Below are 22,179 nucleotides of genomic sequence, written 5' to 3' on the forward strand. Positions count from 1 at the left end.
TTAATATAATCTTAAATTATTCTTTATTCTTGGAATCAATACTGATGGTCACAGGTCCATCGTTAACCAAAGCTACTTTCATATCTGCACCAAACTCACCAGTTTGTACTTGACGCTGTAACTTTTTTGAAAGTTCCCCAATGAATTTTTCATACAACGGAATCGCCTGATCAGGCTTCGCGGCTTTTATAAAAGAAGGGCGGTTTCCTTTTCTGGTAGAGGCATACAAAGTAAACTGACTAATCAATAAAATCTCTCCGTTTTTATCAAGAATGCTTTCATTCATTAAACCTTCGGCATCGCCAAAAACACGTAACCCACAAATCTTTGAAGTCAACCACTCTATATCCTCTTCAGTATCCTCTGAAGTGATCCCTAGAAGCACTACAAAACCAATTCCTATTTTGCTTTTAATGACATTTTCGATAGTGACCGAAGCTTCGCTCACGCGTTGTATAACTACTCGCATTTAATTGTTTTTAGGGGTTTTAATCATAAATATTACGGCGGTAATTCTCCTCACCACCTTCAATGATCTGCTTATAACTTTCGTATCGTGACCAGTGCAGCTCATCCCGCTCTAAAGCTTCTTTCACAGCACATTTAGGCTCTTCTAGATGCAAGCAATTATTGAATTTACAATGCTCTTTTAGCGCAAAGAATTCCGGAAAATAATCTCCTAATTCTTCCTTTTCAATGTCAACCACTCCAAAGCCTTTAATACCCGGTGTATCTATAATTCTAGCATCAAAACTTAAGTCGAACATTTCAGCAAAAGTAGTCGTATGCTGGCCTTGCATATGTTGATCACTAATAGCCTTAGTTTTTAAATCAAGCGCCGGCTCAATAGCGTTGACCAAGGTAGATTTTCCCACACCGCTATGTCCCGAGAACATACTCGTAGTTCCGGTCATCATCGCTTTGACCTGGTCTACATTTTTACCCGTTTTTGCCGAAATTCCAATGCAGGTATAACCGATTTCTCGATACATTTCTGCAAGGTATTTTACTTCGCCAAATTCTTCTGCCGAAAGCGTATCTACTTTGTTAAAGAGCAAAACCGCTTCAATCCCATAAGCTTCACAGGTCACCAAAAAGCGATCAATAAAAGCTGTAAAAGTAGGCGGATTGTTTAGTGTGATAATTAAAAAACAGCGATCTATATTAGCCGCAATAATATGCGTTTGTTTTGAAAGGTTAACCGATTTTCTAATGATGTAATTATCACGATCTTCAATCGCCTTGATCACTCCGGTAACCGCATCGCCGGTTTCTTCAAGTTCAAAAACAACACGGTCACCTACCGCAACAGGATTGGTGCTTTTGATACCCTGAATCCTAAAACGACCTTTAATGCGGCAATCGTAAAAATTGCCTGAATCATCTTTTACACTGTACCAGCTTCCGGTTGATTTATAAACTATTCCTTTCAACAAATCTTTTTACTAATTTCAACATGTAAAACTACTTTATTTTAAAGTAACTAAAATCGTTAACGCTTAAAATACTACATTATGAAATTTAAAACTACGCTACTCCTTTTACTTGGCTTGTTGAGCATTCCGCTGTGTGCACAAGTGATGGAATATCAAACCGTAACCGTAATTGAATCTATCATCCCTAACGGAATTGGCCGTTCAAGAATGATCTCAACCGAAGCTGAACGCGATTACAAAGAATTTACCAGTGAACGCTCTGATGAAGATAATTCCCGAAATAAGGCTGATCGTGGTGATATTCGCGTAAAGAATTTTGAGGAAACTAAACTGCTCAACTTTTTTAATTTAGGCGGAATACGGTTTCAAAATATTGCTGCAAATGACGCGGTAGTGACATCAAAAATCAACGCTATGGCCGAAGAAGGCTGGGAACTTGCTTTCGTCAACAGCGGTGTTGAAAGTTATGGTGGAAAAGATGATGAAAATGGGATTTACGTAACCCGCTATATTTTTAAAAGACCTAAGCAGGGATAAGAAAAACACCGAAATGTAAGAATCGGGAGTATTTCACCTGTAGGCGGTTCAAAAAAAAAAAAAAAACGGCGCTCAATGAGCGCCGTTTCTATTTAAAATGTATGCAAGAGCCTAAGCTTCTTCCATTCTAGAAATTTTCTTCTGGTGATTGATAGACTCTTGGTGAATCGCTTTAAAAACACGTAGAATAAACTCTTCGCTCAAGTTGTGCTTTTCACCTTCTAAGATCATTGCGCCTAAAATTTCATTCCAACGTTTAGACTGAAGGATCGCAACGTTATTTTCAGTTTTAAGTTCACCTATAGCATCAGCGATTTTCATACGCTTTCCTAAGCTTTCTATCAATTGATGATCAACTACATCGATCTGTGTACGCAGCGTATTCAATTTATTATTAAATTCTGCAGCGGTACCTTCTTCTTTACGAATTTTTAGATCTTTCATAATCTGTACCAAAGTAGACGGTGTGATTTGCTGTTTAGCATCACTCCACGCATTGTCTGGATCGTAGTGGGTCTCCACCATAATTCCGTCGTAATTAAGATCAAGACCAGTCTGGCATAGATCAAAAATAATATCACGACGCCCGGCAATGTGTGATGGATCTAGAATTAACGGAAGGTCCGGAAACTGGTTTTGTAAATCAACAGCAACTTGCCATTCTGGATTATTTCGGTAACGGGTTTTCTCATAGGTTGAAAAACCTCTGTGAATCACACCAAGATTTTTAACATCCTGCGTATAAAAACGCTCCACAGCCCCTAACCATAAAGCCAGATCAGGATTCACCGGGTTTTTAATAAGAACTGTTTTATCTGTTCCTTTAAGCGCTTCAGCAATTTCTTGAATATTGAAAGGAGAAACGGTGGTACGCGCACCAATCCATAGAATATCTACATCGTGTTTTAACGCAAGCTCTACGTGATTAGGATTTGCAACCTCGGTAGTAGTTAACATACCGGTTTCCTCTTTAGCTTTCTGAAGCCATTTCAAACCTAGCGCTCCCACCCCTTCAAACATTCCCGGGCGGGTACGTGGTTTCCAGATTCCTGCTCTAAAAACAGTAGCATCTGTGTCTTTTAGCTCGTGAGCAATTTTTAATACTTGCTCTTCAGTTTCTGCGCTACAAGGACCTGCGATTACAAGCGGATGATCCAGATTGAAAGCGTCTAACCAGTTTCTAAGTTCTTTCTTATTTTCCATATTCAACAAATTTACAGCTTTTAGCTGATTACGATAATCCTTTAAGTATTGATTTTATGTGGTTTGTATTGTGCATTTCATTAAAAACCTCTTCATAATTTTCGGCTTCTAGAACATTTTTGAAATGCGTTAAATTATTGATGTATTCGGTTAAGCTTTCCAGCACGTTAGCCTTATTTTCTTTAAAAATAGGCGTCCAGGTTGCCGGATTACTTTTTGCCAGACGTACTGTGGAAGCAAATCCACTGCCTGCCATATCAAAAATATCTTTTTCGTTTTTCTCCTTTTCGATCACAGTTTTCCCTAGCATAAAGCTGCTGATGTGCGACAAATGCGACACGTAAGCAATATGCTTATCATGCGAATGCGGATTCATATACCGAATCTGCATAGGCAATGCTTCAAAAATCTGCATAGCTTTTGCCAATAGATCTTCACGGGTTTTCTCAACCTCGCATAGAATCATGGTTTTGTTTTTATACAAATTCTCGATCGCTGCCGATGGCCCTGAAAATTCGGTTCCTGCAATCGGGTGCGCTGCCAAAAACTGATCGCGCTTAGGGTGATCTTGAACCGCATCACAAACGCTGCCTTTAGTTGAACCTACGTCCATCACCAAAGCGTTAGGTGCAATCGCGTCTAAAACCGGTGGTAAAAACAAATTAGCTTGATCTACCGGAATCGCCAAGATTACTAAATCGGCTTGATTGATCGCTTCAAAGCGCGCCGAATGATCGATCACACCCAGACCAACGGCTTCATCCAGGTGATCGTCGTTGCTATCAACACCATAGATTGTACTCCCCGGCAACACCCGTTTTAAATCACGCGCCAACGAACCTCCTATGAGTCCGATTCCCAGAACGAATATGTTTTTAAAATCTTCCAATGGCTTCTTTAATTTTATCTTCCGTTACACAAAGTGAAAAGCGAATGTACCCGGCTCCTTGCGAACCAAAAATACTTCCCGGCGTGATAAACACGCTTTTATTGATCAAAATATCATCGATAAAGGCTTCGGCATCTCCTGCTCCTTCGGGCAGTTTTGCCCAAACAAACATTCCTGCTGCATTTTTATCATAAGTACATCCCAGCAAATCAGCCAGCTTCCAAACTTGCTCCCGGCGCTTTTCATAGATCTCGTTCAAGCCGTTGAACCAGGCTTCACCTTCAGTCAGTACAGCAGCGGCCCCTTTTTGAATTCCGTAGAACATTCCGCTATCCATATTACTTTTTACAGTAAGCACCGTGCTTACATAATCTGCAGCACCGAGCAACATCCCAACGCGCCATCCGCTCATATTAAATGATTTACTCAAAGAGTTCAACTCAATAGCCACTTCTTTTGCACCCGTAACGCTCAAAATACTCTGCGGATTTTCATTAAGAATAAAGCTATAAGGATTGTCGTTTACTAGTAGGATTTCATTTGCTTTTGCAAACGCTACCAATTTCTCAAAGTCGGCGGTAGTCGCTTTAGCTCCTGTAGGCATATGCGGATAATTTACCCACATTAATTTCACCTTGCTCAAATCTCTTTTTTCCAGAGCTGAATAATCAGGCATCCAATTATTTGAGGCATCCAAATTGTAATAAACCGGCTCAGCTTCAACCAAACGCGTTACCGAAGTATAGGTTGGATATCCCGGATTAGGGATCAAAACTTCATCTCCCGGATTTAAAAAAGCCATGCTGATGTGCATAATGCCTTCTTTAGAACCCATTAATGGTAGAATTTCTTCTTCAGGATTTAACGTTACTGCATATCGTTTCTGATAGAAATCTGCCATAGCCTCAGTAAGCTGAGGAAGTCCCTTATAACTCTGATATTGATGTGCAGGCCCGTCTACCAACGAACTCGTCAAAGCTTTAATCACGTGGGGAGGTGGCGGTAAATCTGGACTACCAACTCCCATATTGATTATAGGTTTCCCGGCAGCCGCAAGAGCACGTACTTCTTTTAGCTTACGCGAAAAGTAGTACTCAGAGGTTTGGTTTAGCCTATTAGCCGATGCTATAATCATGATTTTCTGTTTTTATATTCACCCAGAATTTTAAATTCCTGAGCCATAATATCTAATAGTTTTTTAGCCTTTTCAAAATCTGCATAATCTTCAAAGGTTACATCTACGAAGAACGAATATTTCCAAGGCGTTTCAATGACCGGAAGCGACTGAATCTTGGTCAGATTAAGTCTGCAATCACTCATCACATTCAAAACTGCAGCGAGGCTTCCGCGTTTGTGATCGGTCAAAAATTTAACTGAAGCTTTATCGGGAACATCAGCCTCTGTACGCCCGTTAGTATTCAGTATAAAAAAGCGTGTTGAATTATCTTTAATCGTCTGAATATCGTGCGCGATCACATCTAGACCGTAAATTGAAGCCGCCGTAGTTCCGGCAATAGCACCAATTCCTTTCAGGTTTCCATCTGCAATACGTTTGGCGGCACCTGCGGTATCATCATCTTCTACCAACCTGATGTGTTCTTTATCTTTAAAGAACTCCTTACACTGCAAAAGCGCCATAGGATGCGACCACACCTCGTGAATATCTTCAAGCTTTTGGCCCGGCATCACCATCAGATTCTGACTTATAGCCAAGTAGCGTTCGCCTTCAATATTCAAATTATGATGATCTAGTAAAGCGTAGTTAGGAATAATGCTTCCTGCAATAGAGTTCTCGATCGCCATAACAGCATCTGTCGCATCGCCTTTAATCAGACGATTCACCAGGTCTTGAAAGCTGTTGCAATCAATCACCTCAACGTCTTCACTAAAAAAATCCTGAGCGACTTTATGATGAAAAGACCCTTTAATTCCTTGTATGGCTACTTTATGTTTCAACTGGTTAACTTCGGTTTATAACAAAAAAAGTCCCGATTTTTTAAATCGGGACCCTATATGATATTGTAATACTATACGTTACTCTATAGCGGTCCCATCTCTTTCCAGAAGAAAAAGAAGTAATAGCGGTTATAAAAGTAAAGTACGTTAGACATGCTCTTGTTTAATTATGCTGCTAAAGTAAATAAATAAATAGGAACTCGATTCAAAGCCGCTAATTTTTACACATATTAAAGCAATCCGCGATTTTATTTAAACATGACAAAATATAGACCCCATATTTAGGCTTTTGATTAAAAAATACATTACAACTCTTTAATTCCAACCCTCGCACGAACTTGATCTTATAAATTTTAAGGTTTTAAAAACAAAAGGCTGCAGGCTAAATGTGTACTTTTAACTTTTAAACCTTCTCCAATTCTTGCAATATGTCTATTAATGTAGAAACCATTACCAAAAATTATGGTTCGCAGAAAGCCTTAGATGGTTTATCGTTCTCTGTAAACAAAGGTGAAATCACCGGTTTTTTAGGACCCAATGGTGCCGGAAAAAGCACTATGATGAAAATCTTAACCACCTATTTAAAACCTACCTCAGGCGAGGCTACGGTAAATACCTACTCAACAGAAAAGCAACCTTTGGCGGTGCGCAAAAGTGTGGGATATTTAGCAGAGAACAATCCGCTTTATCCCGAATTGTACATTAAAGAATACTTAAAGCTGCAAGCAGAATTGAACAAGGTATCTACTTCTCGAATAGATGAAGTCATAGCTTTAACCGGATTGCAGCCTGAAATCTCAAAAAAAATAAAACAACTGAGTAAAGGCTATAAGCAGCGCGTAGGGTTAGCCGCAGCACTGATTCACGATCCCGAAGTTTTGATCCTTGACGAGCCCACGACAGGTTTAGATCCTAATCAACTACGAGAAATTCGCGCATTAATAAGACGTATAGGAAAGACAAAAACGGTTTTACTTTCTACTCATATTATGCAAGAGGTTGAAGCAGTCTGCGATCGTGTGATCATCATTAATAAAGGTAAAATTGTTGCCGATAAGCGTTTAGACGAACTGAAATCTGGCAGTGATCAAATCATTGTGGTTGAATTTGATTACCGCGTGGAGCTTGAATTTTTTCAAAAACTTGATCGGGTTACGCAAGTTGCCAATCCCGTAGGCTTTGTTTATGAGATCACCTTCAACACGGAGCAAGACAAGCGTGCCGTGCTCTTTGATTTTGCGCACGATAATGGGCTGAAAATCCTTCAGCTCAATAAAAAAAACACTTCGTTAGAACATCTTTTTCAGCAACTCACAAACTAATACCCCATGGTTTTATATGCCTTTGCTATTTTTCTGGTCATCATCGCTTTACTACCTTTAACGCAAGGCACGCATTGGATCATTAGAGGCTGGGACTTCATTCGTGTACAAACTTCTGTTTTACAAATTATTGTACTCGGGCTACTCCTTTGGCTTGAATACCCGGAAGCATCCTGGCAATATGTGGTGCTCATCAGTCTCGCCATTACCTTAGTATTTCAACTTTATGTGGTTTTTCCATACACCAGTTTTTTTCCGCGCCAAAGCAAGAAACCCAAAATCACGGCAAACCTCAATAAAATAAGTTTACTCAGCTCTAACGTGCTACAAACCAATAGAGAATATCAAAAACTTATTGAGCAGGTGCGCTTGCACAAGCCCGATCTATTATTGGTTATGGAAACCGATAAACAATGGGAAGAGGGTTTAAGCGAAATCGAACAAGATTATCCCAACGTTGTGCGGGTTCCGCTTGATAATTTCTACGGAATGCATTTGTATAGCAAATACGAACTTTCTGAAACGCAGGTGAATTATTTGGTCGAAAAGGATGTCCCTTCAATTTTCACTAAAGTGCATCACGGCGGTTCAACTCCACTTGAGCTCATTTGTGTGCATCCTGCCCCGCCTAGTCCTACCGAAAATGAAACCTCTGAAGAACGTGATGCCGAATTGCTTATCGTAGGTAAAGCGGTACGCATTCTAGAAGATAACCACCCCATTATTGTTTGCGGGGATCTAAACGACGTGGTCTGGTCTCGCGTAAGCAAATTATTTGCAAAAGTCACCGGGCTTATAGACCCACGTATTGGTCGCGGACTCTTCCCTACTTTTCACGCAGATTACTGGTATCTTAGATTTCCTATAGATCACTTGTTTCACTCTACTAATGTGACCGTAGATAAAATGATGCGCCTGCCCCATATTGGCTCCGATCATTACCCGATGTTCTTCTCTTTTTGGTTAGAGAATGGTAAACCCATTTCTCCGCCTGAAGTTGAAAAAGAGATCGAAGAAGAAGTTGAAGAACGCATTGAAGAAGGTTTAGAACGCGCCGAATAGACTCATCAAACTTTGGCATAAAAAAAGCCTCCTTTCGGAGGCTAGTAGCCAGATCTAATGTTCTATAAAGAACGAGTCCCTAAACCCAACCTGACTGTTTTCTTTTTAAAAAATTTCGGCGGAAAGCTTCTCGTAATTTTAAATTGAATTACTCTCAATCATTCAACAAACCACTATTAATTTCCATCGATAATACTTGTACAATAATACGTATAATTATTATTAAAAATAATCATTTTTTCGAAAAAGAATTCGTTCAAATACTATTAGAAATAATAAAGCAGCGCAAAAGGAATCTATTGAAGCGCTTTAATCTAAAGAAGAACTGAATTTGAACAGCTAATAACCTAATGCCCTGAAGGTTCAGCAGCATTAGCAGTTTCACTCACACCTAGACGTTTAATTACCGCGCCCACCGAAAGACCTTGCACGATGATTGAGAAAACGACGATAACATAGGTAATCACTAAAAACAAATCTCGATGCATTTCTTGTGTTAAGCTCAATGCTAGTGCGATAGAAATCCCGCCACGCAAGCCACCCCACGTCATTATCACATCAGTTCGCGGTACAAAATTGAGGTGTTTTTCAAAAAAGTTTATAGGCAGTAAAAGCGAAATATATCTACACAACAGTACTACAGGAATAGCAATACAGCCAGCAAGTAAAGCGCTGGTATCAAATGTGAGCACCAGCATTTCCATCCCAATTAAGACAAATAATATGGTGTTGAGTAATATATCTATCAGCTCCCAAAATTTGTCAACATAGGTTTCGGTTTGTTTTGACATTGTTGTTTTACGCACTGTGTCATTACCAACCACAAGACCGGCGGTAACCATCGCCAGCGGCGCAGACATATGCAATTTTTGCGCGATCACAGTACCCACCATTACCGCAGCAAGAGTGATAATAACTTCAATATCATAATCATCAATGGATTTCATCAATTTATAGGCAACCCAGCCTAATGCTAAGCCAAGAGCAATACCTCCTAGAACTTCAAGCCCAAATAATTCTAGAATATCAGTAGTAGTGACAGCTTCGGTTGACCCTGCTATTTTATATAAGGTCAAAAATACAACCACCCCGACACCATCGTTAAACAAAGACTCCCCGACGATCTTAGTTTCTAACTTCTTAGGCGCACCGGCTTGTTTTAAAATTCCTAAAACCGCAATGGGATCTGTGGGTGATATCAACGCTCCAAAAAGTAAACAGTAGATAAAACTTATGTCAAAACCTAAAAGCATCAACACATAATAAAGTGCGCTACCCACTAAAAACGTAGAGGTTAAAACACCCACAGTGGCAAAAACCATAACCGGCCAACGCTGCAACCTCAACTGTTCAAAATTGGTATGTAATGCTCCCGCAAAGAGTAAGAAGCTCAGCATTCCATCTAGGAGTACTTTTTCAAAATCAATGTTGCTAATGATTTCTTTTTCGGCTTCTAATAAAGTATCATCAACTGCGCTTAAGGCCAAAACCGCCAAAGTAAACAACAAGGTTATCAGCATTAAGCCTATGGTATTTGGGAGCTTTAAGAAACGTACATTGATGTATCCAAAAGCAGCCGCTAAACCCACTAAGATCGCAGTGATGAGGTAAAAATCCATGCTATAGCGTATTTGTATTTATTTCTATCCAATACCCATCGGGGTCTCTTAAATAGATTTGCCGCACCCCATCTGGACGCGAATTTGTAACACCGGGTTCACCGGGCCAATTCTCAAAAGGAATATTCTTTTGTTTTAGAAATGCCATAAAGCCATCTAAATCATCCACATTTAGTGCTAAATGTACGCCTTTGTGCGGTGTAAAGGAATCATCTTCACTCTCGATCAAATGAATTTGTACCTTATTATCTAGAGCAAACCATCTAAACTTTGGTCCCAAACCTGCATTATAAATTTCCGGAAGACCTAAAATAGTGCTGTAAAATTGAGCTGACTTTTCTAAATCTTTGACCAGCAAAGCATCGTGATCTTTAGTGAATTTAAAATTCTGAGCATTCAGTGCATGCATTGTAAATAGTATTGAAAAAAGAATAAATGACTTCTTAAAAACATCTTTAGCCATAAAACTAATAAATTTCATTGATCATATTGGCAATAAGCGCCGTCCAACCGGTTTGATGAGAAGCGCCAATCCCTCTTCCTGTATCTCCGTGGAAATACTCATAAAACATCACCAGATCTTTAAAGTTCGCATCTTTGTATAGTTCGTCGTGCTGTGCATTTACAGGACGATTTCCCTCTTCATCGGTTTGAAAAAGCGACAGTAGTCGCTTCATTAAATCATTACGAATTTCATTCAAGCCTAAGATCTTTCCGCTGCCTGTAGGGTATTCCACTTCTAGGTCTTTGCCATAATAATCTCTAAATTCTTTAATGGCAGTTACAAACAAGTAATTGAACGGCATCCATACAGGACCACGCCAGTTAGAGTTTCCTCCAAACATTGACGACTCAGATTCTGCCGGTTCATATTTGATTTCATAGTTGGTTCCGTTGATATCAATTTTATAGATCTCCTCGTGAATTTTAGACAACGAGCGCAAACCGTGATCGCTTAAAAATTCGTTTTGATCAAAAACCGCTTTCAGCATAATTTCAACACGTTCTTTAGGCACTAGCGCCAAAAGCAAATCTGAATCCTCTGAAAATTCTTGAATCACCTGATATTTTAAATTGGCCTGTCTATACTTTCTGAACCAATTGACACTATACTTAAAATTGGGCAGGCGATCTAGGGTTTCTTTACTGATATGCAGCACCGCAATAAGCGACATAATCCCGACAATAGAACGCACTTTTATAGGCTGAAAGGTTCCATCTTCAAACACCAGTTTATCATAAAAGAAGCCTTCTTCTTCATCCCAAGTGCCTTCATAATCCTCATTGAGCTTGTTAAGTGCTTCGGCAATAAAAATAAAATGCCCAAAAAACTTCGTCGCCATTTCCTCGTACGAAGGATCTTCAAAAGCAATTTTGATACTTATTTCAAGCATATTTAGGCAGTACAACGCCATCCACGAAGTACCATCAACTTGTTCAAGATGCGCATTACCCGGTATCCCGCTACTGCGATCAAAAACCCCAATATTATCGAGTCCTAAAAATCCTCCTTGAAAAACATTGTTCTGTCTACGGTCTTCTTGATTCACCCACCACGTAAAGTTGAGCGACAATTTATTAAATATGCGTTTGAGGAAATCTATATCCTGTTTGCCAACCGTATCGCGCTCGATTTTAAAAATCTGAAGCGCGGCAAAAGCTTGAGTAGGCGGATTCACATCACTAAAATTCCACTCATACGCCGGGATCTGCCCGTTAGGCGCCATATACCACTCTTTAGTAAATAGCAGCAATTGTTTCTTGGCAAACTCAGGATCTACATAGGCCATCGTGATACAATGAAATGCACTGTCCCAAGCCGCATACCACGGGTACTCCCATTTATCTGGCATAAGATGAATGTCGTGATTCCGTAGTGTTTTCCAGTTGCTATTGCGCCCAGATTTTCGCGATTCGGGCGGTGTAGAAACCTTGGGATCACCTTTGATCCACTGTTCTACTTCATAATTGTAGTATTGTTTTGACCAAAGCAAACCAGCAAATGCCTGCCGCTGAATCCCTTTAGCTTCGGCATTTTCAATTTGATTTACACCTTCATAAAAATCAACACACTCTTCATAGCGCTGGGTGAATAACGCATCAAAGTCAGACGAGAATGCTTCGGTTAGGGTTTCAGTGGTGAGACGTACTTTGAACACGACGGTCTCACCTCCTTTTAATTTTCGTTTATAATAAGGAGCAAACTTGGTTCCTTCCTCTTTCTTTTTCGCTAGGCGGAAATTTTTATTAATAACTGCTGTATGAAAAAAGTCCTTTTTATAAGGATGATCGTTAGGCTGAAGATACAACCGCTCATCATTGGTTTCATTCTCTGTAAACAACAGTTGATCTGGCTTCTCAAAGTAGAAATTATAATCTCCCGTGTACGGATGCTTTATGTGTACTGAATGTTTGTCGCCCTCATTTTTAGTGATCGAAGGCTTAAAAGGCATGTCTCTAAAACTCCAGAAATTACGAATCCATAGCTGCGGCAACACGTGCAATTCGGCTTTTTTAGAATTCCTATTTGTTACCGAAATTTTGATACAAATATCATCCGGGCCTGCTTTTGCGTATTCTGTAACTACATCAAAATACGCATCATTCTTAAAAACTCCGGTGTCTATTAGTTCAAACTCGGCTTCTTTACGATTGCGTTTTTGGTTTTCGCGCACCAAATCTCCGTATGGAAATTTTGCCTGCGGGTACTTATACAAATGCTTCATATAAGAATGCGTAGGCGTATTCTCCAGATAATAATAAAGTTCTTTAACGTCTTCACCGTGATTTCCTTCGGGGCCGGTAAGGCCAAATAAACGTTCTTTTAAAATGGAATCGTTACCATTCCACAACGCCAAACCAAAGCATACGTTGCAATACCTATCAGTAAATCCGGCTAAGCCGTCTTCTCCCCAACGGTAAACTCTACTTCGTGCGTGATCGTGGGGAAAATAGCCCCAGGCATCACCTTGCGGACTATAATCTTCTCTTACCGTTCCCCATTGTCTTTCACTCAAATAAGGCCCCCAATGTAACCAATCTTCTTGCCCTGCGTAATGTGCATCTAGGCGTTTTTGTTCTACTGTATTTTTTTTACCCATTTTTTGTAAATCCAGGATAGCACGTCATACCGCCATCTACAAATAGCGTCGTACCATTAATATAATCTGATTCATCTGAAGCTAACCAAGCCGCTGTATCGCCTACATCTTCAGGTACTCCTATACGCTTGTATGGAATAACCTTATACAATTCTTGTAAAGCGCTTTCGGTTTCCCAAGCATCCTTGTTAATATCGGTTTTTATCGCACCCGGAGCAATACTGTTACAACGAATTTTTAAAGGTGCATATTCTTGGCAGATGCTTTCCATCAACATTTTTAATGCTCCTTTAGAAGCAGCGTAATTCGCGTGACCTGCCCAAGGAATCACCTGATGTACAGAACTCATATGTATGATTTTCCCCAGCGCTTTTGACACGTCTTCACGCATCCCACGTCTCATAAATTCACGTATGGCTTCTCGGGCACATAAAAATTGTCCAGTGAGGTTCACATCAATAACCGTTTGCCAATCATTTAATGTCATCTCGTGAAGTGCAGCATCTTTCTGGAGTCCGCTATTGGCAACAAGAATATCTACGGTGCCAAACTTTTCGATGGTTTTTTTGAACATCGCCTGCACTTCTTCTTCTTTACTTACATCACATTGAACTATGATTGCTTCTCCGCACAGCGATTCCTTATTGATTTGATCTGCGACTTCTTGAGCTTCTTCTTCAGAAGAGTGGTAATTGACCACCACATTAGCCCCATCTCTTCCTAAGGCAAGTGCAACAGCTGCTCCAATCCCCGTACTGGAACCGGTAACTATAGCCGTTTGATTTTTGAGTCGTTCATTAGGTTTTTGCATTTCTAGTTGGTTTTAGTCTCTAAATAAGATAAAATAAAATATTATCTCTAGCCGCGCCCTTGGGTATTCTACCCATTTGGCGCCGCCAATAAAAACCTAAGTTACTGTAACGTGATGAAGAATAATAAGCTCTTAACGTTATTTAGTACTTTAAAAATCAGGAAATATCAATTCTTTAATAAAAACAGAGTCTGATTCTATTTTTAAAAATACCAAACACAAGCGACATATCAATTCGCAAATCAACTTGAGAGTTTACACCGAAGAGCAGCGAACCATAAAAAAAGCTGCCAATAAGCAGCTTTAGAAAACGATATGTATGATGTATTATTTAATAAGCACTCGCTAGTTTACCCAGCTCAAGCCCTTCAACAGGTGTGTTCATCACCTTTTTAACCAACTCGTGTAGCTCAGGAATCACTGAACTTGCTAATGAAGTTTGACTGTTAAACAGCACACAAATCCCCAAATCTTCTCCCGGAAAAATCGCAATCTCATTTCTAAAGTCACTCACGCTTCCGCCGTGATGAATCATTGTAGACGCATTGCCTGTTTCTGCATCTACAAATTCGTGTACTCGCCAGCCGTAAGCGTATGAAGATCTTAGGTGGCCTTTCCAGCGCTGATAATATTTATGCGCATCAGGAATTTCAATTTCCGGCTTAAAAACTGCTGCAAGACCTTCAGCATCAAGAATAGTTTCGCTATGCCCCAATAAGAAGCGCATCCACTTCCCCATATCGTCTGCACTCGCATTAACACCACCAGCCGCTACAGCATTAAAATACTTTCTATTCACAGGTAAACGTCTCCAGCCCTTCCAGGTGCTTTTATGCGGAAATGCATAGTTATTGGTAGTGATCATCGCCTCATAATCTGTAGAAGCCGTATTCATATGCAGCGGAGTGAATAGTTTATTCTGAAGCAACGCCTGCAAGGTTTGGCCTGTGGCTGCGTGCATCATTTCACCGCTCAACGCAAACATTGCGTTCTGATAACTGTAGATCAATCCCGGCTTTGTATAGGTATTGATTACTTTAAACCGATCTGCAATCGTCTGAAGCTTCAATCCATCTTCAACAAGATTGGTGTAGCAATGATACGGGACACCAGTGGTATGCGATAATACATTAGATAACGTGATCGTCTGGGCATTTGTTTTATCTTTTAAACCAAAAGCAGGCACGGCATCTATAAGTTTATCTTCCCAGCTCAAGTTGCCTTCTTTGACTTCAATACCCGCAAGTATTCCTGTAAAGCCTTTAGAAAGCGAACCCAATCTAAAAACCGTTTGATCATTTACCGTATCAGATTTGTAAACATTGCGCTTGCCGTAACCTGATTTTAAAATAATTGAATCGCCGGTCACGATACTTACCCCTGCGCCTATGATCAAACGATCATCTATCGCCTTTTTGAAGTACGCATCAATAGCTGTTTGTAAAGCAGCTTTACGCATTTTAAAAACACGTGCCTTTTCTTGTTGCTCTTTTAAAATAAGGGGATTAAGGAATTCGGCTGCGGGTTGCTTATGAACCGTTTGTGAATGAAACTGAGGTCTGGTAAGTGCAAATACAGCGATCAAAACAATTAAGGTGCCGATCACAAGTGGCTTTCGTACAATCATTTAGAGTCGGGGTCTTGAAATTTAGGGGTTCAAAATTAGCATTTAAACGTGTTATTAACACACCTAAACGCATTCAATTTTAATATTTATTTAAGAAAAATGCAAATAAGCCCAGTAAATTCAATATCTACTGCTATTTAATCTGAAAAACGAAATGGTTTGAGAAAATCTTTTAAGTAAGATTAAACCTACTTTAAATCAAACTTTTAGCGCATTTGTATATAACAACTATAAAAACTTGAAAAAATTATCTATGTTAAGAATTTTAACAAGTTGAATTTCTGTGAGGATATAAAATCGAGCTGAATTATGCGATCGCAAGTGCACTACTTTTAAATAGAAAGAAAGCTCGCGACTTAAGAAAAAGTATAAAACCAAAAAAGGCTTCCATTTCTGGAAGCCTTTGTGGGCGCGAAGGGATTCGAACCCCTGACCCCTTGGGTGTAAACCAAGTGCTCTGAACCAACTGAGCTACGCGCCCTTGCTGTTAGCGGATGCAAATATAAACCAATTTTTAAGTTTGCAAAGCCTTTTTTCAAAAAAATTAAATTATTTCTGCAACCACAAAAGTGCTCCCTCCCACAAATATCAGATCCTCAGCATCTGACGCCTTTTTAGCAGCATTTAAAGCTTGTGAAATTTTTTTAAACTTTTTTCCGCGAAGGCCAAAATGCAATGCTTTTTGCTGTAAATCTTCTTCAGAAAGTCCTCTTGGCACATCAGGCTTACTGAAATAATATGCCGCATCTTTAGGAAATAACGGCAGCACACTATTCAAATCTTTATCAGAAACCACTCCTAAAACAATGTGTAGCTGCTTATACTGCTCTTCTTTCAATTGTCGCATCACATAGGTCAGACCTTCTTTATTATGGCCTGTGTCGCAAACGATCTTAGGATTGGATTCCTGTATAATCTGCCAACGCCCCAACAAGCCTGTATTGCGAATGACATTTTTGATCCCGGTTATTAACGCAGCTTCCGGAATTTCAAAATCGGTTTTTTGATTCAAGACGCGTATCGCCTGTTGCACGGTAGCTTTATTTTTCTGCTGATAGCTACCTTTTAATTCGCTTTCCAGATCAGGAAACTGATTATCTGAAGCAAAAACTATAGGCGCGTGATTCTTATGAGCGCTAGCCTCAAAAACTTCTGTAGTTTCTTCTTGGCGCTCGCCGATCACCACAGGAATATTCGGTTTTATTATTCCTGCTTTTTCTCCAGCAATTGCCTTTAACGTGTCTCCCAAAAAAGCCGTATGATCTAAACCAATGTTAGTAATCACCGATAATTCTGGAGTAATGATATTTGTTGAATCTAATCTTCCACCCAGTCCAACTTCAATAATCGCAACATCTACCTGCTGGATTTTAAAGTATTCAAAAGCCATCCCAACGGTAAGCTCAAAAAAAGAAAGCTGGTGCGCTTCAATAAAAGCTTTATGTGCCTCTACAAACTCGACAACGAAGTTTTCCTCAGCCATCTCCCCATTAACGCGTATACGCTCTCTAAAGTCTTTTAAATGCGGTGAAGTATGCAATCCCACCTTGTAACCGGCTTCCTGCAAAACAGAAGCCAGCATATGACTTGTAGAGCCTTTACCATTGGTTCCGCCTACGTGAATTGACTTGAATGTATTTTGAGGATTATTTAGGTAGTCACACAATTTGGTGATATTCCCTAAATCTTTTTTGAATGCTGAAGCGCCTTGTCGCTGAAACATGGGCAAGCGCTCAAACATGTACTGCAGCGTTTGCTGATAGTTCATTATTCTGAAAGACTAAACTTGTAAACTATTTTACCGATCTGTCGTGAAGGAGCATCAGTATCCGGATTGAATTTAGTCGCCAAAGCAGCGGCTTTTGCAGGATCTAGCAAACAACGGCTATTATTTGTAGTTCCGCGCACTCCTGGCGTCGCTTTAATCACATTTCCATTGCGGTCTACCTCGATACTCACGACCACGATTCCGGCTTCGTTACAATCCTGAACACGCTTAGGTTTACTTAAAGCCTTACGCCCTCCTAACTGATAGTTTCCATCACCGTCTAAGCCTTTTCCATTTCCATAATAACTTGATGCATTAGGATCGCCGTTAGGATCTCCCTTATCTCCGGCTTGATTATCATTGCCTTCACCTCCACGTTCAGTACCCGAACTTTTAGGTCCGTTTAAAATACTTGACAGCGCGTCTGTGGTAGACTTATCTGGTTTTGGATCAGGTTTTTTAGCTTCAACCGGTTTGGTTTCGGTTTTCTTTGGCTGTTGCTCGACTGGCTTTTTAATTTCTTTTTTAGGCTCTTCTTTAATCACAGGAGCTTCTTCGGTCTCTTGCGTTACCACCTCCTCTTTCACCTCTGTAGATTTCTCAACTTGCGGAGGTTCTGGAGTGGTATTTCGCGGCGCAGATTCAACTGCAGCTTGCGGCTGAATAGTTCCTGAACCTACATCTGAAGTCCCAAAATTTATCGCAATACCACTTTCTGGCGGAGGATCTAGATACGTGAGTCCGGCGAAAAACAACAAAATCAAAAACAAGACATAGATGATGCTTGTTAAGGTAAAAGACTTGCGTTTATGTTTTGTATCTAAAAAGCTCAAGACAGCAATATTGGTTGAACATCTATGAATCAAAAATCAAACCGAATACTGCTATTCGGTTTGATGATTTTTAGTTTGGCCTAACGGCCAATACGATTTTGTATTTGTTGCGATTTGCGATATCCATCACCGAAACAGCTTCTTCGATAGGAACTCCTTCTTCCGCTCGTAAAATAATGGTAGGATCTTCTACTCCTGAAAGCTCACTATTGATAAAGGATTCAAGATTATTAGGCAAAACCCGCTCTTTATTCACGTAAATATCCAAATCTTTTGTAATGCTTACAGAAAGATTTTGCTGATTACTCGTTTTCCCTTTCGCTTTTGGCAAAATTAAGTCAAGGGCATCTGGTGTAATCGCAGGAGAAGTTAGTAAGAAAAACACCAACAACAGAAATACAATATCTGTCATGGAGCTCATACTAAACTCCGGACTCACTTTATTTCTTCCGCGTAGGTTCATACTAAACCGGTTCGTTTAACATATCTAAGAAATCTACCGCTGTAGCTTCCATCTGGTGTACTACTTTATCAGTACGCACCACAAGGTGGTTATAACCAATATAAGCGATAATACCCACGATTAGACCTGCAACTGTAGTAGTCATCGCCGTGTAAATACCTTCGGCTAAATTACCCATTTCTGCCTGACCGCTACTGGTTGCTAGCTGATGAAAAGCAAGTACCATCCCAATCACCGTTCCTAAAAATCCAATCATAGGCGCAGCACCGGCAATCGTTGCCAAAACACTCACGTTTTTCTCCAGACGATAAACTTCAAGACGACCTGAATTTTCAATAGCAGTATTTATATCTTCTAACGGACTCCCAATACGACTGATTCCTTTAGCGGTTAATCTTGAAACCGGACTGTTTTGCTGTGCGCAAAGCACTTTTGCAGCTTCGATCTTTCCGTTAGCGACGTTGTCTTTAATCTGATTCATAAAATTGCTATCCATTCCGGAAGCAGCTTTGATCGCAAACAAACGTTCAAAATAAATATAGATCGCCACAAAAAGCAGCACAAAAAGCACGAGTATAATTATTTGTCCCGGCAATCCGCCGCTCATCAATAAATCAAAAAGCGAAAGCGTCTTTTCTACCGGTTCTTCTTCGGCAGCAAGTGATGGCAAAGTTTCAGCACCTTCTTGCAACAAGAGTGTAAGCATAGTTTTTCTTAATTAGTTATGAAGTTAACGTGCAAAAGCGTTTTAAATTATATGCTCAAATACAGGATTTATAAATTTTACAAGAACATATAAACTCCCAGTAAGCCCACACCTCCTAAAACAATAGTGTACGGAAGCGCCATTTTTACCATTCTTCCGTAAGAAAGATTGATGAGCGGAGCCAATGAAGAAGTTAATAAGAATAAGAATGCAGCCTGACCGTTAGGTGTTGCAACACTAGGCAAGTTTGTACCGGTATTGATTGCCACAGCCAAGTGATTAAATTGCTCACGCGTAATATTCCCGGCATCAAAGGCAACTTGAACTTCGTTGATATAAACCGTAGCCACAAATACGTTATCACTAATCATTGATAAAATTCCGTTAGCTAAGTAGAACATCGAAGGCTGACTTGCAGGATCCATTTCAAGAACATACTCAATGATGGGAGTAAATAAATGCTGGTCGTGAATCATCGCAACCACCACAAAGAATACCACTAAAAGTGCCGTAAACGGAAGCGCTTCCTCAAAAGCCTTACCTAAACTGTGCTCGTCAGTGATTCCCATAAATGCCGTTTGAACTACGATCAAGAATAAACCGATGAACCCTACAGGCGCTAAGTGCAATGCTAAACTTAAAATCAATAAGATCGCTGAAATACCTTGAATCCAAAGACCGAAAGATTCTTTTGGAGTTCTTTTTTCGTCAACCTCAGCGGTGTAGTTCTCAATGATCGTACGCGCTACAGCCGGAAGCTTATCTCCAAAACCAAATAACTTTGTTTTTTCTAGTAAGAAGGTGGTAAGTAAACCACATACTAAAACCGGAATAGTGATTGGCGCCATACGCTCAAAGAACTCAATAAATTCCCAGCCCATTTTTTCACCAATCAATAAGTTCTGCGGCTCTCCTACAAGTGTGCAAACACCACCAAGAGCAGTACCCACAACACCGTGCATAATCAAACTACGAAGAAAACCTCTAAACTGTTCAAGCGTTTCACCACTTAAAGCTTCTCTATCCGGAACTTTATCTGCATCATAATCGGCACTTTCCATAGAGTGAATTTTATGATAAACTCCATAGAATCCTACTGCCACACTGATCAACACAGCGGTTACTGTTAACGCATCTAAGAAAGCAGAAAGCACTGCTGCCAGAAAAACAAACAGCATAGAAAGCACTACTTTAGATTTTATTTTAGTGAACACCTTAGAGAAAATGTACATCAACATCGGTTTCATAAAGTAGATACCAGCCACCATAAACACAAGCAGTAATACTACTTCTAGGTTTTGGTCAACTTCTTCATAAGCAGCCTCCGGACTCGTAAGCCCTAAGATCAATGCTTCTAAGGCTAAGATACCTCCTGATTGTAACGGATAGCATTTAAGAGCCATCGCCAGGGTAAAAATAAATTCCCCAATAAAAAGCCAAGCGGTTACCATAGGTCCTAAAACATAGTAAGAGATGACATTAAATATTAAGAAAGCAATCATAGCCATCTTAAACCAGCGTGGGCTGCTACCCAAAAAGTACTTTAACATTTGTATTCGTTTGTTGGTTAATTATTCAATTTTAATATTAAACGAGCTGCTGCAATGCTAGCTCAAAAGCAGTTTCACTCAAATTTTGTTTACTGCTGTTGTGATTAAATGTATTCTGAATTGCGTTTTTAATGGTCAATGAAGTATCGTTAAAGATCGCTTCATCGGTCATTTGTACACGACGCTCCATAAAATAGGCAAAAACACGGGCCATCCCACAATTGGATATAAAATCAGGAATCACCGAAACTTTAGCATCGGTATATTCCATAATAGGCCCAAAGAAAATCTCTTTATCTGCAAAAGGTACATTTGCACCACAAGAGATCACCTCTAACCCGGCATCAATCATCGTATCTATCTGTGCTTTAGTCACCAATCTTGATGCTGCGCAAGGCGCAAAAATTTCGGTTTTGATCTCCCAAATGCGCTTATTTACCTCTTCAAAAGGAATAAGATTTTCGGCTACCAATGTATTGCCCTTTTTATTCAGGAACAAATCTTTTATTTCTTCAAAAGAAAAACCTTCTTCATTTATGAGTCCGCCTGCTGCATCAATGATCCCAACGATCTTGGCTCCTTGTTGCGCCAAATAATACGCTGCCGCAGAACCTACATTACCAAAGCCCTGTATAACGGCGCGTTTTCCTTCTAAATTTCCGCCGTAAATCTCATAAAAATGGCGTGCTGCTTCGGCTACACCATAACCGGTGATCATATCTGCAACCGTATATTTTCTGGAAACATCAGGAGAGTATGCCGAATTCTCAAGCACTTTGATCACTCCTTGACGCAATTGCCCAATGCGATTGATCTTATCCGCTTCGGTAGGTTTAAAATGTCCGTTAAAAACACCTTCTTGCGGATGCCACACACCACTTTCTTCGGTAATCGGAATCACTTCGTGAATTTCATCTACATTAAGGTCTCCTCCGGTTCCGTAGTAACTTTTAAGTAAAGGCGAGACGGCTGCATACCAGCGCTCTAGCACTCCTTTTTTTCGGGGATCTGAAGGGTCAAAGTTGATTCCGCTTTTAGCTCCGCCAATCGCCGGGCCAGACACGGTAAACTTCACCTCCATAGTTTTGGCAAGTGACAACACTTCGTTTCGATCAAGCCCTACACGCATTCTTGTTCCGCCACCGGCAGCTCCGCCTCTAAGCGAATTGATCACCGTCCAGCCTTCGGCTTCGGTTTCGGGATCGTTCCAGTGAAAAACAATTTCCGGCTCTTTATTCTCGTAACGTTTTAGTAAATCTTTCATTAATTAATCTAGAGGGTTGACAAATATAACGA

General features: G+C 40.1%; 20 protein-coding genes and 1 tRNA gene. 3 read left to right on the forward strand and 18 right to left on the reverse strand.

Translation table 11 applies throughout. The features are described from left to right. Positions 1–16: 16 nt before the first annotated feature. Positions 17–469: a D-aminoacyl-tRNA deacylase gene (dtd, locus tag HCN54_RS12660; protein WP_167598080.1), complete on the reverse strand. Its 453-nt coding sequence runs from the start codon at positions 467–469 to the stop codon at positions 17–19. Between the two features lie 19 nt (positions 470–488). Then, positions 489–1,433: a ribosome small subunit-dependent GTPase A gene (gene rsgA, locus HCN54_RS12665; RefSeq protein ID WP_167598081.1), complete on the reverse strand. Its 945-nt coding sequence runs from the start codon at positions 1,431–1,433 to the stop codon at positions 489–491. An 81-nt stretch (positions 1,434–1,514) separates the two neighbouring features. On the opposite strand from rsgA, the gene HCN54_RS12670 reads away from it, so the two are divergent. Continuing rightward, positions 1,515–1,973 (forward strand): hypothetical protein, encoded by a 459-nt coding sequence (locus tag HCN54_RS12670; RefSeq protein ID WP_167598082.1) that lies wholly within the window; start codon positions 1,515–1,517, stop codon positions 1,971–1,973. 111 nt (positions 1,974–2,084) lie between these two features. Here the strand turns inward: HCN54_RS12670 and HCN54_RS12675 are convergent, their stop codons facing one another. The 4 genes from HCN54_RS12675 to HCN54_RS12690 are packed head-to-tail and all read right to left on the reverse strand — an operon-like array spanning position 2,085 to position 6,021. Next, positions 2,085–3,176: a bifunctional 3-deoxy-7-phosphoheptulonate synthase/chorismate mutase type II gene (locus tag HCN54_RS12675; protein WP_167598083.1), complete on the reverse strand. Its 1,092-nt coding sequence runs from the start codon at positions 3,174–3,176 to the stop codon at positions 2,085–2,087. A 28-nt stretch (positions 3,177–3,204) separates the two neighbouring features. Further along, on the reverse strand, positions 3,205–4,065 hold the full coding sequence (locus HCN54_RS12680) for a prephenate dehydrogenase (protein WP_072983257.1): 861 nt from the start codon (positions 4,063–4,065) through the stop codon (positions 3,205–3,207). After that, on the reverse strand, positions 4,052–5,200 hold the full coding sequence (locus HCN54_RS12685; protein WP_167598084.1) for a pyridoxal phosphate-dependent aminotransferase: 1,149 nt from the start codon (positions 5,198–5,200) through the stop codon (positions 4,052–4,054). Before HCN54_RS12685 ends, HCN54_RS12680 begins: the two co-directional genes overlap by 14 nt. After that, positions 5,197–6,021 carry a prephenate dehydratase gene (locus HCN54_RS12690; protein ID WP_167598085.1) on the reverse strand — a complete coding sequence of 275 codons (825 nt, stop codon included), beginning with the start codon at positions 6,019–6,021 and terminating at the stop codon, positions 5,197–5,199. The genes HCN54_RS12685 and HCN54_RS12690 overlap by 4 nt, the downstream gene beginning before the upstream one ends. Before the next feature lie 428 nt (positions 6,022–6,449). Between HCN54_RS12690 and gldA the strand changes: the two genes are divergently transcribed. Both gldA and HCN54_RS12700 read left to right on the forward strand, forming a co-directional pair. Next, positions 6,450–7,343 carry a gliding motility-associated ABC transporter ATP-binding subunit GldA gene (gldA, locus tag HCN54_RS12695; protein ID WP_167598086.1) on the forward strand — a complete coding sequence of 298 codons (894 nt, stop codon included), beginning with the start codon at positions 6,450–6,452 and terminating at the stop codon, positions 7,341–7,343. Between the two features lie 6 nt (positions 7,344–7,349). After that, on the forward strand, positions 7,350–8,405 hold the full coding sequence (locus HCN54_RS12700; RefSeq protein WP_167598087.1) for an endonuclease/exonuclease/phosphatase family protein: 1,056 nt from the start codon (positions 7,350–7,352) through the stop codon (positions 8,403–8,405). 347 nt (positions 8,406–8,752) lie between these two features. Here the strand turns inward: HCN54_RS12700 and HCN54_RS12705 are convergent, their stop codons facing one another. The 12 genes from HCN54_RS12705 to HCN54_RS12760 form a co-directional block, all read right to left on the reverse strand. Further along, positions 8,753–10,024, reverse strand: a complete 1,272-nt coding sequence (locus HCN54_RS12705; RefSeq protein ID WP_167598088.1) for a cation:proton antiporter — start codon at positions 10,022–10,024, stop codon at positions 8,753–8,755. Position 10,025: 1 nt separating this feature from the next. After that, positions 10,026–10,505: a VOC family protein gene (locus tag HCN54_RS12710; RefSeq protein WP_167598089.1), complete on the reverse strand. Its 480-nt coding sequence runs from the start codon at positions 10,503–10,505 to the stop codon at positions 10,026–10,028. Then, positions 10,492–13,125 carry an MGH1-like glycoside hydrolase domain-containing protein gene (locus HCN54_RS12715; protein WP_167598090.1) on the reverse strand — a complete coding sequence of 878 codons (2,634 nt, stop codon included), beginning with the start codon at positions 13,123–13,125 and terminating at the stop codon, positions 10,492–10,494. The genes HCN54_RS12710 and HCN54_RS12715 overlap by 14 nt, the downstream gene beginning before the upstream one ends. After that, a complete protein-coding gene (locus HCN54_RS12720) occupies positions 13,118–13,936 on the reverse strand; it encodes an SDR family oxidoreductase (RefSeq protein WP_167598091.1) in 819 nt (272 codons plus the stop codon). Before HCN54_RS12720 ends, HCN54_RS12715 begins: the two co-directional genes overlap by 8 nt. 331 nt (positions 13,937–14,267) lie before the next feature. Next, a complete protein-coding gene (locus HCN54_RS12725; RefSeq protein ID WP_167598092.1) occupies positions 14,268–15,563 on the reverse strand; it encodes a serine hydrolase domain-containing protein in 1,296 nt (431 codons plus the stop codon). A 406-nt stretch (positions 15,564–15,969) separates the two neighbouring features. Then, positions 15,970–16,044: transfer RNA gene (locus HCN54_RS12730), tRNA-Val, on the reverse strand. A gap of 63 nt (positions 16,045–16,107) precedes the next feature. Continuing rightward, a complete protein-coding gene (locus HCN54_RS12735) occupies positions 16,108–17,331 on the reverse strand; it encodes a bifunctional folylpolyglutamate synthase/dihydrofolate synthase (protein ID WP_167598093.1) in 1,224 nt (407 codons plus the stop codon). Next, positions 17,331–18,164, reverse strand: coding sequence for an energy transducer TonB (locus tag HCN54_RS12740; RefSeq protein WP_072983237.1), 834 nt, complete (start codon positions 18,162–18,164; stop codon positions 17,331–17,333). The genes HCN54_RS12735 and HCN54_RS12740 overlap by 1 nt, the downstream gene beginning before the upstream one ends. A gap of 70 nt (positions 18,165–18,234) precedes the next feature. Next, positions 18,235–18,627, reverse strand: a complete 393-nt coding sequence (locus HCN54_RS12745; RefSeq protein WP_072983235.1) for an ExbD/TolR family protein — start codon at positions 18,625–18,627, stop codon at positions 18,235–18,237. A 1-nt stretch (position 18,628) separates the two neighbouring features. Further along, positions 18,629–19,333 (reverse strand): MotA/TolQ/ExbB proton channel family protein, encoded by a 705-nt coding sequence (locus HCN54_RS12750; RefSeq protein ID WP_072983233.1) that lies wholly within the window; start codon positions 19,331–19,333, stop codon positions 18,629–18,631. A gap of 77 nt (positions 19,334–19,410) precedes the next feature. Continuing rightward, positions 19,411–20,883 (reverse strand): sodium/proton antiporter NhaB, encoded by a 1,473-nt coding sequence (gene nhaB / locus HCN54_RS12755; RefSeq protein ID WP_072983231.1) that lies wholly within the window; start codon positions 20,881–20,883, stop codon positions 19,411–19,413. 37 nt (positions 20,884–20,920) lie between these two features. After that, positions 20,921–22,147 carry a Glu/Leu/Phe/Val dehydrogenase dimerization domain-containing protein gene (locus HCN54_RS12760; RefSeq protein WP_167598094.1) on the reverse strand — a complete coding sequence of 409 codons (1,227 nt, stop codon included), beginning with the start codon at positions 22,145–22,147 and terminating at the stop codon, positions 20,921–20,923. Positions 22,148–22,179: the final 32 nt, after the last annotated feature.

The organism is Leeuwenhoekiella sp. ZYFB001, assembly GCF_011784865.1.
Classification (GTDB): domain Bacteria; phylum Bacteroidota; class Bacteroidia; order Flavobacteriales; family Flavobacteriaceae; genus Leeuwenhoekiella; species Leeuwenhoekiella palythoae.

Bases quoted from the DNA above. Each gene is read 5' to 3' on its own strand.
- dtd (WP_167598080.1), bottom strand. From the start codon at position 469: ATGCGAGTAGTTATACAACGCGTGAGCGAAGCTTCGGTCACTATCGAA.
- HCN54_RS12670 (WP_167598082.1), top strand. From the start codon at position 1,515: ATGAAATTTAAAACTACGCTACTCCTTTTACTTGGCTTGTTGAGCATT.
- HCN54_RS12675 (WP_167598083.1), bottom strand. From the start codon at position 3,176: ATGGAAAATAAGAAAGAACTTAGAAACTGGTTAGACGCTTTCAATCTG.
- HCN54_RS12685 (WP_167598084.1), bottom strand. From the start codon at position 5,200: ATGATTATAGCATCGGCTAATAGGCTAAACCAAACCTCTGAGTACTAC.
- gldA (WP_167598086.1), top strand. From the start codon at position 6,450: ATGTCTATTAATGTAGAAACCATTACCAAAAATTATGGTTCGCAGAAA.
- HCN54_RS12700 (WP_167598087.1), top strand. From the start codon at position 7,350: ATGGTTTTATATGCCTTTGCTATTTTTCTGGTCATCATCGCTTTACTA.
- HCN54_RS12705 (WP_167598088.1), bottom strand. From the start codon at position 10,024: ATGGATTTTTACCTCATCACTGCGATCTTAGTGGGTTTAGCGGCTGCT.
- HCN54_RS12710 (WP_167598089.1), bottom strand. From the start codon at position 10,505: ATGAAATTTATTAGTTTTATGGCTAAAGATGTTTTTAAGAAGTCATTT.
- HCN54_RS12715 (WP_167598090.1), bottom strand. From the start codon at position 13,125: ATGGGTAAAAAAAATACAGTAGAACAAAAACGCCTAGATGCACATTAC.
- HCN54_RS12720 (WP_167598091.1), bottom strand. From the start codon at position 13,936: ATGCAAAAACCTAATGAACGACTCAAAAATCAAACGGCTATAGTTACC.
- HCN54_RS12725 (WP_167598092.1), bottom strand. From the start codon at position 15,563: ATGATTGTACGAAAGCCACTTGTGATCGGCACCTTAATTGTTTTGATC.
- HCN54_RS12735 (WP_167598093.1), bottom strand. From the start codon at position 17,331: ATGAACTATCAGCAAACGCTGCAGTACATGTTTGAGCGCTTGCCCATG.
- HCN54_RS12745 (WP_072983235.1), bottom strand. From the start codon at position 18,627: ATGAACCTACGCGGAAGAAATAAAGTGAGTCCGGAGTTTAGTATGAGC.
- HCN54_RS12750 (WP_072983233.1), bottom strand. From the start codon at position 19,333: ATGCTTACACTCTTGTTGCAAGAAGGTGCTGAAACTTTGCCATCACTT.
- nhaB (WP_072983231.1), bottom strand. From the start codon at position 20,883: ATGTTAAAGTACTTTTTGGGTAGCAGCCCACGCTGGTTTAAGATGGCT.
- HCN54_RS12760 (WP_167598094.1), bottom strand. From the start codon at position 22,147: ATGAAAGATTTACTAAAACGTTACGAGAATAAAGAGCCGGAAATTGTT.